Source organism: Methylomonas sp. Uni0009, from assembly GCF_054188105.3.
Genome location: NZ_JBTAFN010000001.1, coordinates 2,556,024 through 2,572,275, shown reverse-complemented (window position 1 = coordinate 2,572,275; position 16,252 = coordinate 2,556,024). Strand labels below are relative to the sequence as shown.

The following is a 16,252-nucleotide window of genomic DNA, read 5'->3' as shown; positions in this document are numbered from 1 at the left end:
GCTGGTTTGCTCTTTGAGGGGTGATCGGTATTTAAGAGTGGGGCTAATAAAAGCCACAAGCGCTCCATTTTTTCCATATACCCTCCGACACTTAACCACTGCACATTTTGAGCAGGCTTATCTGTGTTCTATTACGGATTATTTGCTGCAATCACAGAATAATTAAAGCGAAGTCGCTAAACTCTAGCAGCATCTAAGGCATCCGATGCCAACGGCGTTCCATGCTCATCGGTCAAACTGCAACTTTCAACGCCCATGAATTCAAAGTCACATCTCAAGCACTACCACTCCAAACCGATTCTGGAAGAGTTGGAATCTCGACAGCTGTTCTCCGGCGGCATCGAGGGGCTTTTGACCGAACAACTCATGGCCCCCAACGCGACCTACGCCAACGCGACACCGCCCGCCGACACCCAACAGCCCCCCGCGCAAACCAGCACCAGCGAGACCAGCCGCAATGAAATCGTGTTTGTCGATACCCGCGTCCAGGGCTACGAATCGCTAATAAACGATATCAAAAGCAGCGACGTTTCCAACCGTAATCTGGAAATCATTACGCTGGACAGCAGCACCGACGGCATTCAACAAATCACGCAGATTCTGGCCGAGCGCGACAATCTGGACGCGGTGCATATCATCTCGCACGGCAGCGACGGCAGCCTGGATTTAGGCAACAGTCAACTCAATTTCGATACCTTGATTCAAAACCAGACCGACATCAGCGCCTGGGGAGATGCCTTCAATGCCAACGGCGATATTCTGATTTACGGCTGCAATGTCGCGGAAACGCAATTTGGGCAGAGTTTTGTCGAGTATCTGTCCGGGATCACCAATATCGACGTCGCGGCGTCGGAAGATACCACCGGCAGTGCGGATTTGGGAGGGGACTGGCTACTTGAATACCAAACCGGCGACGTCGAAACCGAAGTTGTAGTCAACGCGGCGGGTCAAAGCGAATGGACTGGCTTGATGGCGGTGACTGCCAATGGCACAGTGACATCCACCAGCAGCACCAGCACCAACCAACTGACGTGGTCGCATACGGTCAGTGCCGGCTTCGACCGGGTACTATTTGTCGAGATTGCCATTGATGACGGCAGCGCTGGGGTCAACAGCGTTAAATACGGTACCGCCGATCTCACCCGCGTAGGGCGCACAGCAGCCAATCACGCCGTCGAAATTTGGGCGTTGGTCAACCCCACAGCGGGAACCGATAACGTCGTTATATCATTTACCGGAAATACAGAAGCTGCTGCGGGTGCATCGACCTTTAACGGTGTTAACCAATCGATGCCCTACGGTACTTATGCTGGCAACACCGGCACCACCGGTTTGTTGGGGGGATCAGGCACGGTGAATGTCGCCAGTGCGACTGGCGATTTAGTTATCGACGTGCAGTATTGGAAAGCTATTTCAGCTGATACTTCGGGTACCGGGCAAACTTCGCAATGGAGCAGTTCTCCCCTATTGTCTACGGCAAAGGCAGGCTCTTCCGTGGCGGAAGGCGCGAGCTCAGTAACGATGAGCGGTTCAGCGTTACTTGCTGCCGATTGGTCGATAGGTGCGGTATCTATCAAAGCAAGTATAAACACCGCGCCTGTGAATACAGTACCCGCAGCACAAACAACGAATGAGGACACGGCCAAAGTGTTCTCATCGGCCAATGGCAATGCGATTACGATAACCGACGCTGATGCCGGCGGCGCAAACAACGAAATCACTCTGACGGTCACCAACGGCACGCTGACCTTGGGCGGCACCACCGGCTTGACCTTTGTAGCCGGCGACGGCACCGCCGACAACACGATGAGGTTTCGTGGCACTGCCAGCGCCATCAACACGGCGCTGAATGGCTTGAGTTTCATGCCCACTGCCGAATACAGCGGCAGCGCGACGCTGACGTTAGCCACCAAAGACTCGGTACTCCTGAGTTTGGATATCGATACCGGCCTCTTGGGCCGTTACGCTTTCGATAACACTAGCGCACTGGAGACCGATAGCAGTCCGGCGGCCGGTTCCACGGCCTCGGTCGTCAACGGCACGTCCGTCAATGACACTACCCGCGGCAATGTGCTGAGCTTGGCTGGCGACGGTTATGTGCAAACTACTGGGGTTTATGGCCAGCCATCCAGTGTCACCCTGGCGGCCTGGGTAAACTTGGCGTCCGCCGACACGGGGGGTGCAGAAGTCATTTCGCTGGGCGACAACGTGATATTACGCCTGGATGCCGGCGGCAAAATCAAAGGTAGTTATGTCGATAGCGGCACGTTCAGATTTACCGAAACGGCTACGACATTGGCCGGTACCGGCTGGCACCACGTTGCATACACCATCGACAGCGTAGCCCATACCCAAGCGGTTTATATAGACGGCGTTGCCGTGGTCTCTACCGCTTACACCACATCCATCGCTTACAGTCAGGGAACCAATAGTTTTATCGGCAAGCACGGAAACGGTGGTACTACCTACGATTTCAATGGCAAGATCGACGAAGCACGGATTTATAACCGCGCTTTAACTGGGGCGGAAATTGCCACACTCGCCGGAGACCTGACCTTAACAGACACCGATACGGTGGCTATCACAGTAACGGCAATCAACGATGCGCCGCTCATTTCCGCCATCGAAGCCACGACCCTGGCTTACACCGAGAACGGCGCTGCGACAGCGATTACCTCAGGCCTGGTACTTACTGACGTCGATAACGCTAATCTGAGCAGCGCCACGGTGCAGATCACCGGCAACTACGCCAGCGGGCAGGACGTACTGGCGTTTACCGATCAAAACGGCATCACCGGCAGTTGGAATGCGAGCACCGGCACACTGACCTTAACCGGCACGGCCAGCGTCGCCCAGTATCAAACTGCGCTGCGTTCTGTTACCTATCAAAACACCAGCGATGCGCCGTCCACCGCCAGCCGCACCGTGAGTTTCAGCGTGACCGACGGCACGACGGCAAGTAACATTGGAACGCGCAGCATCTCGGTCGCGGCGGTCAATGACGCGCCGGTCAACAGTCTACCCGCCAACAGTTACACCGCCGTCAATACCAGCAAAACCTTCTCCAGCGCGAATGGCAATGCCCTACAAATTGCCGACGCCGATGCAGCCTCCAGCAGTGTGCAAGTGACGCTCAGCATCAGCCAAGGTACATTGACGCTAGCCAGTACCTCGGGCCTGACCTTGGTCAGCGGCACCAACGGCAGCAGTAGCATGACTTATTCCGGCACAGTGTCGGCAATCAACACCGCACTGAATAATGGCCTGACCTTTACGCCCGCTAGCAACTACCGTGGCTTGGCTCAATTGACCCTGACCACCAGCGATCAAGGCAATACCGGTTCGGTTGGCACTTTAACCGATACCGACATTCTGGATGTGCATGTCGGCGCCATCGTTGTCACCAACACCTCGGATACCATCAGCGCTTCGGCTGATACCAGTTCGATCAGCGCATTGATCGCCAGCGATGGCGGCGATGGCATCTCGCTGCGGGAGGCGATTGCCGCCGCCAACAATACCGCCGGCACGGATTACATTTACTTCGGCATCAGCGGTTCGTCGGTGCATACTATCAATCTGACGGCACCCTTGACGATTACGAGTCAAGTCGTGCTGGATGCGACCAGCGACGACAGCTTCAGCGCCAACAAACCCGCAATTGTTTTGAACGGCGCCGGTAGTATTCAAGATGGCATCCAGCTCTACGGCGGCAGCGATGGCAGCACCATCCGCGGCCTGGTGATTCAAAACTTTACCGGCAGCGGCATCACTATCGCCGGCAGTAGCGGCAACACCATTGCCGGTAACTGGATAGGCCTTAATGCTGCCGGCACCGGCGCTGCCGGCAACGCAGTGGGTATCAGCATCTGGAATTCCGCCAATAACATCATCGGCGGCAGCTCGGCAGCGGATCGCAACGTAATCTCCGGCAATACCAGTCTTGGTATCGGCTTGAATACCGACAACGGCTCGACCACAGGCAACGTAATCAAGGGTAACTACATCGGCACCGATGCCTCCGGTGCGAATGCAGTCGGCAATGCCAATCAGGGTGTTTGGGTTAGTGCCGCCGGTAACAGCATCGGCGGAACGGTCGCCGGCGAAGGCAACGTCATCAGTGGCACCACGGCCTGGGTGGGCATTCAGTTGGAAGCACCTGCCAGCAACACCCTTGTCGCTGGCAACCTGATCGGTCTCAACGCCACCGGCAACGCCGCGCTGGCCAATGCCGGCGGCGGTATTTATGTGCAGTCGGCTAACAACACCATCGGCGGCACAACAGTCGCAGCACGTAACGTCATTTCCGGTAATAGCAGTTCGGGTATTACCTTGACCGGCGGCTCGGCAACCGGCAACGTCATTTCCGGTAACTATATTGGTACCGATATTTCCGGCATGATCGACTTGGGCAATGCCAATTCCGGTATTACTATCGAATCGTCCGGAAACACCATTGGCGGCACGGCAACCGGCGCCGGCAACCTGATCTCGGGCAACAATTACTCCGGCGTTTTTATCAATGGCGAAAGCGCCGACAACAATATTGTCCAAGGCAACACCATCGGTACCGACGTATCCGGCAATGCCAGTTTGGCAAACAGCTGGGACGGTGTTTCAGTAATCGACAGTGCAGACAATACCCTAATCGGCGGTACCACGGCAGCGACCCGCAACATCATCGCCGGAAATACCGAGGCGGGCGTCTATATCAGCGATAGCGGCACCACCGGCACTGTCGTCCAAGGCAACTACATTGGGGTTGGCACGGATGGCGTCACGGCGTTGGGCAACGGTATGCAAGGGGTTGCTATTGAAAATTCCGCCACCAGCAGTTTGATCGGCAGCACAACGGCCGGCGCCGGCAATATCATCGCCAACAACGACGTGGGCATAACGGCTGTGGGCACTGGCTCCAGCAACGTGTTTTTAGAGAACAGCATTTACGGCAACACCCGCCTAGGAATTGATTTGGGCGACAACGGCGCGACCGCCAACGACGCCGGCGATGTCGATAGCGGTCCCAATAGTCTGTTAAACACGATGGTGTTGACCCGGGCGGTCGTGAATGGTACGAATCTGACGTTTAGCGGCACCTACAACGGCGCGACTAACAGTTATTACCGCATCGAAGTTTTTTCGGATGCCACGGCCAGCGGCGAGGGACGAACCTTTCTGAATGCGTTGAACATGGCGGTCGGCAGTTCAGGTACCGTCAATATTCAATTTAATTTCTCCGATGCCCGCCTAGCGACTGGCCAGTACCTTACCATTACCGCGACCCGCACCGATTCCAGTTATTCGACCTTTTACGAAACCTCGGAGTTTTCCAATGCCATTGTCGCGGAAACGCCGAGCAGTGCGCCGGTCGGCCAAGATCACACGATTACGGTGACCGAGGATACCGCTTATACGTTTACCATTGCCGATTTTCCGTTCACCGACGCCGACGGCAACAATCTCAGTCAGGTCTGGATCGAATCGCTGCCAGGTTCCGGGACACTGTATTTGAACGGAGTTGCCGTGCAGGAGTTGGACGCCATCAGCGCCGCCGACATTCAATCGGGCAAGTTGACCTACACCCCGGCGGCTAACGCCAACGGCACGGCGCTAACCAGCTTTTTATTCAGTGTCGCCGACGATGGCAGCAGCTACGGCGGCGGACAAACCCTGGATAGCACGGCCAATACCCTGACCATCAACATTACCGCCGTTAATGATGCGCCGGCATTCAGCAACCTGAATGGTTCGCCTACCTTTATCGAAAACGGATCGGCGGTGGTGCTTGATGCCGACGTGACAATTTTTGACGCCGAGTTGTCCGGCACCGACAATTTTAACGGTTCCACCTTGACCCTGGCTCGCCACGGCGGCGCCAACTCTGAAGACGCCTTGGCGTTTGACGGCATCACCGTGACCGTCAGCGGCACCGACGTGTTTGTCAGCGGCGTGCAGGTCGGCACCTACAGCTTCACCGGCGGGCAGATGGAAATCACCTTTGGTGCTAACGCCACCAATGCCCGGGTCAACACCTTGATGCGCAACACTGTCTACTGGAACTGGAGCGAAACCCCGCCCTCCAGCGTGCAGATCGACTGGACCTTCAGCGATGTCAATGCCGTCGCTCAAGGTAGCGGCGGAGCGCTAACGGCAACCGGCAGCACGACGGTTAACATTACCTCAGTGAACGATGCGCCAGTTATTAACGTGGTTAGCGCTAGAACTACCAATGAAGACGTAGTAAAGCGTTTTTCGGCTTCGATTGGTAACGCCATAACCATCTCTGATGTTGATGCCGGCTCCTCGAATCTGGAGATGACGATTTCCGCTATCAACGGCACAGTCACTTTAGGCGGGTTGGTCGGATTGACATTTTCCGTTGGTGATGGAGCAGCGGATACCACAATGACGTTCCGTGGCACCCTAGCGGCCATCAACACTGCCCTGGATAACATCGATTACATGCCAGACCCCAACTACAGTGGGCCGGGCGGTATGCAATTTACGCTCAGTGATTTAGGTAATACCGGAACCGGTGGTGGCTTGGTAGCCACTGCGACCCAGGTAATCACAGTCAATCCGGTCAACGATGCGCCCGTGTTGACGTTCGCTTCCGGTAGCGTCAGTTATCCGGAAAACGCCGGCGCCGTGATATTGGCACCCAATGCGACCGTGACCGATGTTGACTTGACAGATTTTAATGGCGGCCAGTTGGTAGTATCGTTTAGCGCCAACGGCCAAGCAGAAGATCGTCTGGCGATCCGTAATCAAGGCACGGCCAGTGGACAAATCGGCGTGTCGGGTAGCAATGTCAGCTACGGTGGGGTCGTAATGGGTACTTTCACCGGCGGTACCGACGGCACGACACCTTTGGTCATCAGTTTTAACAGCAACGCCAGCGTGGCCGCTGCGCAGGCCTTGGGGCGTAACATTACTTATCAGAATGTCTCGGACGCCCCGTCAAATTTGGTGCGTACCTTACAAGGGTATCTGACTGATGGCGATGGCGGCACCAGCAATGTGGTGTCCGGCACACTCAGTATTATTGCCAGCAACGACGCGCCGGTTGTGACCAGTGCCAGTCTGACCTTGACCGAGGGCCAAACCGTCACCCTTTCGGCGGCGAACTTCGGCGTAACCGATCCGGATAACAACAGTTTCACCTACACGGTCAGCAATGTGTCCGGCGGTATTTTCCAGCTTACGACCAACCCCGGCTTCAGCATCAACAGTTTTACCAGCACGGAACTGTCTAACAATCAAGTGCAATTTGTTGACGATGGCAATGAAGTCGCGCCTAGTTTTAGCGTTGCCGTAAGTGATGGCTCGGCGAATTCGAATACTCTGGCAGCAACAATCAACTATACCGCCGCCAACGAAGCGCCAACGGACATTGCCGCGACCCGCTATCTCTCTGAGCAGAGCTATTTGACAAAATCGATGTATGACTTAACCCTCAATACCGGACATAGTGGCTACGGCATTGTCCTGGACGGGGTCAGCTACGCCCGTGGCTTGGGAACTCATCCCGCCGCTAGCGGCAACGGCTACGGTTATGTCGACTATGCGATCAATGGCGCCACATCGTTCAAGGCCACAATCGGCATCAACGATTACCAAACCGGCTCGTATGGCAAGGTGCAGTTTTACGTATATGTCGATGGTGTACAGACTTATAGCAGCCCTATTCTAAACTCCACCAGCACGCCTATCGACCTGAACATCGACGTGACCGGAGCCAGTACGTTAAGGCTTGCTATCGACAACGCCAATAACGGCAACGCTTTTGATCATGGTGTTTGGGCCAATGCGCGCCTGGAAGGCGGCACTGTTGCCTTGGCAAGTATCGCCGAGAATACCGCCATTGGCACGGTCGTAGGCTCGGTTGTGGGGGTTGATAACGATCTGCGGGAAAATTGGGGTTATGCGCTGATCAATGATGCAGGCGGACGTTTTGCGATAAACGCCAACACTGGCCAAATCACCGTTGCTAACGACAGTCTACTTAATTATGAAGCCGCGACCAGCCACGACATCATCATTCGTGCGACCGACACAGGCGGGCTCAGCGTCGATAAAACATTTACCATCTCGCTGGCTGATGTTAACGAGGTGCCGGTCATCAGCAGTGCGTCGCTGACCTTGAATGAAGGCGATACCGTTACTTTGTCATCGGCCAACTTCGGCGTCAGCGATCCCGACAATACCAGCTTCACCTACACGGTCAGTAGCGTCAGCGGCGGTTACTTCCAATTGAGCAGCGCGGCGGGTAACTCGATCACGCAATTCACCAGTGCCGATTTGAGTGGCGGTCTGGTGCAGTTCGTCGATGATGGCAACGAAGTGGCGCCGAGTTTCAGTATGACTGTCAGTGACGGTGCGTTGAATTCCAACACATTGGCCGCGACGATCCATTATACGGCCGTCAACGACAACACCCCGGCGATCAGCTCCGGCAGCAGCGCCAGCGTCAATGAGAACAGTCCGATCAACACCGTGGTCTACACCGCCACCGGCAGCGATGCCGACGGCAACCCGCTGACCTGGAGTCTGAGCGGCGCCGATGCCGCCTTATTGAACATCGACGCCAACAGCGGTGCCGTCACCCTCAAGGCCGCTGCCGATTACGAAAGCAAGTCCAGCTACAGTTTCGATGTCGTCGCCAGCGACGGCACCTTGAGCAATAGTCTGGCCGTGACCTTGGCGGTCGTCAATCTCAACGACAATCCGGTCTCGGCGGTCAGTGACAACAATGCCACCGCCAACAGTGTCGCCGAGAACGCCGTCAACGGCACCGTGGTGGGCATCACGGCGTTAGCGACCGATGCCGACACGGGGGCGACGATCAGCTACAGCCTGACGGACAACGCCGGCGGCCGTTTTGCCATCGACAGCAGCACCGGCGTGGTCACCGTCGCCGACGGCAGCCTGCTCGATTACGAGTCCGCCACCAGCCACAACATCACCGTGTTGGCGACCAGTTCGGACGGCTCGACTAACAGCCAAAGCTTTACAATCAATATAACCAACCTCAACGACAATGCCCCTGTGCTCAGTGCAACCAATTTGACCCAGAGCGAAGGCCAGACGGTGACTCTGAGCGCCGCAGATTTTGTCGTCAGCGATGCGGACAATAGTGATTTCACTTTTACCATCAGCGCACTGACCGGGGGTTACTTTCAACTAACAACGGCCCCCGGCATTGCTATCACCAGCTTTTCCAGCGCGCAACTCGTCGCCAATCAAGTGCAATTTGTCGACGACGCTAACGAGGCTCCGCCAAACTTCAACGCTACAGCCAGCGATGGCACACTTAATTCCAATACGCTGGCCGCGACCATCAACTACAGCTCGCTCAACGATGTGCCAGTCCTGACCAGTGCCAGCCTAACGTTGAATGAAGGCGAGACCGTCACCCTTGCGGCCGCCAACTTCGGCGTCACTGACCCCGACAACGCCAACTTCACCTATGCGCTCAGCAGTGTGAGTGGCGGGTATTTCCAACTCACTACCAATCCCGGTGTCAGCGTCACCAGTTTCAACAGCACCCAGCTGGCCTCCGGCCAGGTGCAGTTTGTCGATGACGGCAATGAAGTGGCGCCGCGTTTTGATGTCACTGTCAGCGACGGTAGCCTCAGTTCCAATACTTTATCCGCGGCGATCAACTACACCGGTATCAATGATGCACCGATCATCAATAATCTGGGCTTGACGGTAAGCGAGGGGGAAACGGTCACGCTCAGCGCAGCCCATTTTGGGATAACAGATCCGGATAGTGACAGTTTTACTTACACGGTCGGCGATGTAACGGGGGGGTATTTCCAATTGGCATCCCGTGCAGGATTACCGATCACCGGCTTTACCAGCGCCCAGCTGACCGCCAACCAAGTGCAATTCATCGACGACGGCAACAATGAATCGGCGCCGAGTTTTAGCCTCTCCGTCAACGACGGACTAGCGGGCTCCACCGCAATGGCCGCCAAGATTAACTATATTGCATCTAACGATACGACGAGTACTTTGCACGACATCATTAGGTATAATCCAAAAAATGGTTTGAATGATAAAAATCAGGGAGACGACGCTCAAACACATATTTCAGCAAGTCAGCACGTATCCACCGATCAATTTGCGGTCATTGTTGATTTACCCCCCCATGCCGATCAATTAACGCATGAATCACCTTCAGATAAGCAGGCAACAGGCAATCGATTTATCTTAGAATCCAACGCATGGATTGATAATGGAAATAGCCCACGCTTATCCGGACTGATGGACACTAATAAAAACGAAGAACCACGCAGGAACGAAACTAGCCGAAAATACCACTTTGAATCCAGAATTCCATCGGTCGATGAATACAGAATTGATAGCCAGACGACTTTAAGCGAGCAAGAAGAAGTGGAGTTTTGGAACAGATTGGAAAACATTCACAAGCAAATGAGCGACCCTACGGTCGTAGAGGACGCCAATCCGGTAAACATTAAAATCATTCTGGGGACCAGCGCCGGTCTGACTGCCGGATTTGTCAGCTGGATCTTGCGGGCTGGGTCGTTAATGGCCAGCTTTATGTCCACGGTGCCCTTACTGAAACGCTTTGATCCATTGCCTATAATGCGATCAGTCAAAAAATCAAGGCTGGCAAAAGACCATGAAGCCAAAGAGCTTGACTCAGTATCCTCCGGCTCTGGAGACACCCCGTGATGATCAGAAACTGTTTGCTTGAGTTTCGGTTTAATATTCCGGCATCGCATCATTTAAAATCATGGACGCCCTAAAAAAAGCGGTCGGAGTTTTATTGCCGGCAATGCGCATCAGCCTGGCTTTAGTAATGCTGAGTATCTGCTTACTGTTTGCAGCGGAAATGTTGGGTTTCATGCCGGATAGATCCAAGTTTATGCTGGAGTCGCGCAAACAAGTCAGCGAAGCACTAGCCATTCAATTTTCCACCATCGCCCCTGATCAAGACCCACACCGCATTGAGCGAATGCTCAATGCTTTGATCAAGAGAAGCCCGGACATTTTATCCGCCGGAATCCGCTTGCAAAACAATCAATTAATTTTTCAAGTCAACGATCACGTTAAAGAATGGGCCGATTACGATAGCCAAAAATCCACGTCCACGCATTTGGTGGTGCCTATTTTTCGCGACTCGGAAAAATGGGGGGATATTGAATTTAAATTCGCGCCAATAGCCGGAGAATCGGCCTCGGATTTTCTTGAACACCCCAGTTTTAAAATGGCGATATTCTTTTTGGTTGTCGGCTTTTTTATTTACTTGGCGTTCATGCTCAGAACCTTGAAAGTACTCGACCCCAGCGCCGTGATTCCCGAACGGGTCAACGCGGCTTTCGATACGCTGGCCGAGGGTGTCATCATCATTGATGAGCATGAGCAAATTGTCTTGGCCAATGATGCCTTTCTGAAAAAAATCGCCAGCCCTACGTCGGCTTTGCTGGGGAAAAAGGCCTCACAATTAGAATGGAAAAGCGCGGACGATTCGACCACCGACGTCTACCTGCCCTGGCAAACTGTTTTAAAAACCGGCAAAAGTTCGATTGGCGCGCATCTGAAACTGACTAGTCCTGACAATGACACATTTAAATTTGTGATCAACGCATCGCCCATTCTTTCTGGCAACGACGCCCCTCAAGGCGTGTTGATCACGCTGGATGACATCACCGAAATAGAAGAACGCAATACGAAGTTGCAAATCATGGTCAGCAAGTTGGAGGAAAGTCAGGCGCAAGTTAAAGAACAAAACAAGGAATTGCACTTTCTGGCCACCAGGGACTCTCTGACCGGCTGTTTGAATCGGCGAGCATTTAACGAACTGTTTGAAAAGGCGTTTGCCGATGCCCTGCAAAACAATTTGGAGCTGTGCTGCATTATGGTCGACATCGACCATTTCAAACGGGTTAACGATAATTACGGTCATGCCTCCGGTGACGTCATCATCAAATTGCTCGCCGAAATCTTAACCAACAACACCCGCAAAATTGATTTGGTTGGCCGCTACGGCGGCGAAGAGTTTTGCCTCGTGCTACCGGGTTTAAGCGTAGACGAAGCCATTACGGTGGCAGAGCGTATTCGCTTGCGCATCAAATCCGAATCGGTCGCCCGTTACGAAACCGGACCCTGGGTCACCGCCAGTTTGGGTGTCGCCAGTATCCTCGACCAACCGGAAGACCCGAGCGAATTGAACAAATTTGCCGATGAAGCGTTGTATGTTGCCAAGGAATCGGGCCGAAACCGCGTTGTGCGCTGGCAACTGCAAAACGAATTTGCGGAAAAAATTAAACCCGACCCACAGCCCGCCGAAAAAAATCTACCTGTACCTCAACCAGAGGCGGCTAAGGCTGCCGATGATTGTTCTCATCAATGACTGAATGTTGGTTTGAATGAAAGCGGCTCTCAAATGATGAATCGATACAGCACAGCAACAAATTTGGCTTGGAGCCGGTGAAAATCAAGTCACGCAAAAATCACGCAAGCCAAATTTCAGGCACAAAAAAAACCAGTTCTGACCTCTCAGTAACTGGTTGATTTGTATATCAATTTTATGGTGGGTCGTGTGCGATTCGAACGCACGACCATCGCATTAAAAGTGCATCACCAGCGAATTGAAACAACGTGGAGCTACAGTATATTCTTTTAATATCAATAGTTTCAAGTTGTTTAGGTTTGAGTGGATTGGACTCAGTTTGTTTGACTCGTGCGCCTAAATTTACGCCTTGCCTATGATGGAAAAATGGATTCGATTATTTTTCTATAATCCAAAATCATTCTTTTTTCTGGTACACCTCCCCCAAACCTGCAAGCGAAGAAGGTCATCCAAAATACCCTTAGCACCATCACTGAATTTGTAGTCGGATAGCTACAGATGAATCAACAGACTTCAAACGTTTGGTAATTTGCTCCATGAGGCTAATGATTTATCTCATAAATCACTTTAGTATTCTGTTTTGAAGTTTGGATTAGGCCGGTAAGGACGTTTCGATTCATAAAGAATCCAACCATCGCCGATATTTCGGCGAGTCGCACACATCAATTCTCCTAGGTCATTGTCGGTGAGTAGGTAGTGACAAATTCTCCCACTGTCATAATCCTCACCGGTATAGAACACAATGTCAGATAGGCTGGATTCAACGCCATCGGCTTCTGGAAAAGTATTTCTCCAATCAGGTTTAATAAATAAGTCGGCTCCACAAATCCCTTCATAAGAACAATGGACCTTGCCTCCCCAGTCAGAATAAGGGATATTCACTTGTTCCCTATCAGTACAGAGTGAGAAAGCAACCTGAGGGCTTCGGTTCAGTTGTTGGCTGCGTTTTAACTGTTCCTCGACCAAACTCCGCCATAACCAAAAATCGTCAAACGGACAGGCAACTGATTGAACTTTATCGCTAACAATCAATTCCTCTATAACTCGAAATAAAGCGGTTGATAAATGCGATTTTTCAGGAACACAATTTGTTATTCGGCAATCCCTTGAGATATTGGGTAGATAATCCTGATGATGAATGCCACGCTCCATTCGAGCGATTTCGCCTTGGATCAAAAAGTCATCTGACTGGTGCAATTGCGATTGGATGATGCGAATGGATGCGAGTAAATCGGCCACGTAAGATCGCCAACTTCCGGCATCCCAAAAGAAACGCCAAGTGGCGGAGGCTGGAGGAGTATCGTCACAATATAACCCAAAACAGGCGTCAAAATCGACCAAAGGCCAGTAACCTTTGCCCCATCGTTCTGATTCATATTCCTGATATGGAAGCCAGTCCTTTCGATTTTTCCCCTCAAATATTTCGGCTACATCGGGTTCAACCTCAATCGGGCGCACCCGGAGATAATGCAAAACATCGCCTATGCGGTTTATGGTGAGCAGCTCATAAACACGGTAGCCCAACACTGCTTCTTGAACGAGGACCAATAATGGTGCCGCATCCAGTTCCACTAAAAATCGCTGCTTCCTGTCAGCTCCGCTACCCCAGCGATAATAAATCCCAAGATCCAATTTTTTTGGTAATTGGCATTGCCGCAGTAAGGATGCGGTCAAAGATTGCATTTTAATGCCTCGTATCCATTGGTTTTCTAAATCGACTATTCTGCGGCGAAAGAAGCTCTGGCATGGAAAGCCAACTTTCGATGATTTTTGATCGCAACTGGCGTAAATTGCTACCCATCCATGATGCTAACGGCCAGTCAAAGATACTCTTGATACTGACTTTTCGTTGCTCCTTATCCCATGAGTCCCAATCAGGTTCAATGATCGGCCCCGGCTCGCTTGGAATCCTTGCGGCATCATCCGATTTAAGTAAGTATTCGATAGGAAAACTTTGTTTTTCAGGTTTAAAAGACCGGTTGCTCACTACACGCAGAAGACGTTGAATAACAGCTTCCGCTGCCTCGGCGTTTAAGTTCGTTATTGGCTAGCCGAAAAAGAATTAGAAATTTACAACAGACACCTACAGAAAAGTGTTTATCAAAAAATTATCTGTTGAAAAATAATCCACTGACTTTCAGTTTTGACCCTGCATTTAGCGATGGTCTATCAGGTCATCGCAAACCAGCTTTGCCGATCCAAAACACTTAGTGCTAGCTCGATTTGTCTAGGTGTGAATTGACGTTTGCGGTTATTCCAAGCATGGGTAGCCTGAATTACTTCCTGGACAGTATTGATTTGCTCGAATTTACGCAGCCAATGAACTGTAGCCAACAGCTCCAGGCCAAACGGCGATTCAAAGCCTTCCACAAGTTTGGACACCAAGTTAAAGCGCTCGCGGGTTTGCGGGAAGTCCTGTAAAAACGCTGTAGCTTCTTCTACTGCTCCCGGCACCAGTTGCAATTGCTTTTTAGGATCATCGCCGCCGTCGGCGTAGCCGGAAATAAAATGGCCTTCGACATCATTTAACACCTTGCCCAAATTTTCAGCATAAGGGCCATAATGCGCTTTGCGATAACGTAAACGCAACGGCTCACCGGCCTCCTGCATGAAATACATCAGCTTGTGCACTTCCAGCAATGAAACAGTCGGGTCAAGTAAACCCGCCAAATAGCGTTGCAACAACTCAATCAGAACGGCTCTGCCGGGGGTCATTTTGGGTGGAACTTTATTCCGCGCGATTACCTCGTTGGCGGGAGCGCCATTGGGTTGATAAATCAATACCCGAACATCCGGTAACGCGCTCATGGCCTGCTCGATTCGGGGTTTAACCTGTTGCCAATCCAGACCGCCCAGACCGCTACCCAACGGCGGAATGGCAATCGACTGAATATCGTTTTCACGAATGCAGGCCACCAGCGCATCAAGACCGGCTTCAATATCTTCCATGCGGCTGGCACCGCGCCAATGGCGTTTGGTCGGAAAATTGATGATGTAGCGCGGGTTGGCAAGCTGGCCGGTTTCGAACACGAACATCCGCCCCGGCTGAACTTGTTCTTTATCGCAAGCGGCGGCATAGGCTTTAAAGTTGTCCGGCCAGGCTTTTTTAAACTGCAAGGCAATGCCGCGCCCCATCACGCCGACGCAATTCACGGTGTTGACTATGGCTTCGACGTCCGCGCGTAAAATATCGCCTTGGGTTAATTCAATCATTGTGCTCTCTAGTAATACCAAGCGGTTTTTATCGTTACAGGTGGCTTGTGAGTTGCCGCTTGCACAATATTAGTCACCTGTCGATGAATTGGCACCGAAAATACGCCAATCGATTCAATTAAATGCCACGGAAAACTGCGCTCCATCAGAAATTCCGCCTGCTTGCCTTCCTTGCACTCCTTCCATTGGTTGGTTTGGATTGCCTTCCAATCCAGTTGATCCAGTTGGCGTAAATCGCAACGATCTTCAAAATAATAGGAACCGGCGTTCGACAAAGTAAACGCCCAGCGCCGTTGATTTGCAGTTGCCCATGCCACACTGGCCTGCAAGTCGGCCTGTAAATGCAAAATCGGCCCTTGCCCACCCTGATAGTCCAGCTCCGGGTGATTGGCTTGGCGAATGATAAACAACATGATGGAGCGAGGGCAAAAATAAAACGGCACACAATCGCCCACATGCAAATCCGGGTGGCTAGCCAGCCTCAATTCCTGCAAACGGCGTTGCTTGATGCTGTTCATGCCTATGGTGGTGCCACCCGTCTGGTTCGCCATCACCGCCGCATCGCATAACAGACCGCCCGCCGCAATGATCGAGGCCAATCGGTCCACGTGGACGATGTGATAAAGCTTGGGCTGGGCGGGAACGGTCATGGCC

General features: G+C 52.5%; 6 protein-coding genes. 2 read left to right on the top strand and 4 right to left on the bottom strand.

Features of this window, described 5'->3' with window-relative positions:
* The first annotated feature begins 255 nt into the window (after window positions 1-255).
* Window positions 256-10,704: a cadherin-like domain-containing protein gene (locus ACWAU0_RS12155; RefSeq protein WP_458136824.1), complete on the top strand. Its 10,449-nt coding sequence runs from the start codon at window positions 256-258 to the stop codon at window positions 10,702-10,704.
* A gap of 61 nt (window positions 10,705-10,765) precedes the next feature.
* Complete coding sequence (locus ACWAU0_RS12150; protein WP_458136823.1) at window positions 10,766-12,385, top strand: GGDEF domain-containing protein; 1,620 nt, start codon at window positions 10,766-10,768, stop codon at window positions 12,383-12,385.
* A gap of 567 nt (window positions 12,386-12,952) precedes the next feature.
* Here ACWAU0_RS12150 and ACWAU0_RS12145 read toward each other — a convergent pair.
* The 4 genes from ACWAU0_RS12145 to darT form a co-directional block, all read right to left on the bottom strand.
* Window positions 12,953-14,068 carry a hypothetical protein gene (locus ACWAU0_RS12145; RefSeq protein ID WP_458136822.1) on the bottom strand — a complete coding sequence of 372 codons (1,116 nt, stop codon included), beginning with the start codon at window positions 14,066-14,068 and terminating at the stop codon, window positions 12,953-12,955.
* Window position 14,069: 1 nt separating this feature from the next.
* The gene (locus ACWAU0_RS12140; RefSeq protein ID WP_458136821.1) at window positions 14,070-14,372 is read right to left on the bottom strand and encodes a hypothetical protein; all 303 of its coding nucleotides are present in this window, start codon (window positions 14,370-14,372) and stop codon (window positions 14,070-14,072) included.
* A gap of 182 nt (window positions 14,373-14,554) precedes the next feature.
* Complete coding sequence (gene darG / locus ACWAU0_RS12135) at window positions 14,555-15,598, bottom strand: type II toxin-antitoxin system antitoxin DNA ADP-ribosyl glycohydrolase DarG (protein ID WP_458136820.1); 1,044 nt, start codon at window positions 15,596-15,598, stop codon at window positions 14,555-14,557.
* An 8-nt stretch (window positions 15,599-15,606) separates the two neighbouring features.
* Window positions 15,607-16,248: a type II toxin-antitoxin system toxin DNA ADP-ribosyl transferase DarT gene (gene darT, locus ACWAU0_RS12130; RefSeq protein ID WP_458136819.1), complete on the bottom strand. Its 642-nt coding sequence runs from the start codon at window positions 16,246-16,248 to the stop codon at window positions 15,607-15,609.
* Between the last annotated feature and the right edge of the window lie 4 nt (window positions 16,249-16,252).

What these genes read in the sequence shown, in the direction of transcription:
- darT (WP_458136819.1), bottom strand. Translation starts at nt 16,248, where the DNA reads ATGACCGTTCCCGCCCAGCCCAAGCTTTATCACATCGTCCACGTGGAC.
- darG (WP_458136820.1), bottom strand. Translation starts at nt 15,598, where the DNA reads ATGATTGAATTAACCCAAGGCGATATTTTACGCGCGGACGTCGAAGCC.
- ACWAU0_RS12150 (WP_458136823.1), top strand. Translation starts at nt 10,766, where the DNA reads ATGGACGCCCTAAAAAAAGCGGTCGGAGTTTTATTGCCGGCAATGCGC.
- ACWAU0_RS12145 (WP_458136822.1), bottom strand. Translation starts at nt 14,068, where the DNA reads ATGCAATCTTTGACCGCATCCTTACTGCGGCAATGCCAATTACCAAAA.
- ACWAU0_RS12155 (WP_458136824.1), top strand. Translation starts at nt 256, where the DNA reads ATGAATTCAAAGTCACATCTCAAGCACTACCACTCCAAACCGATTCTG.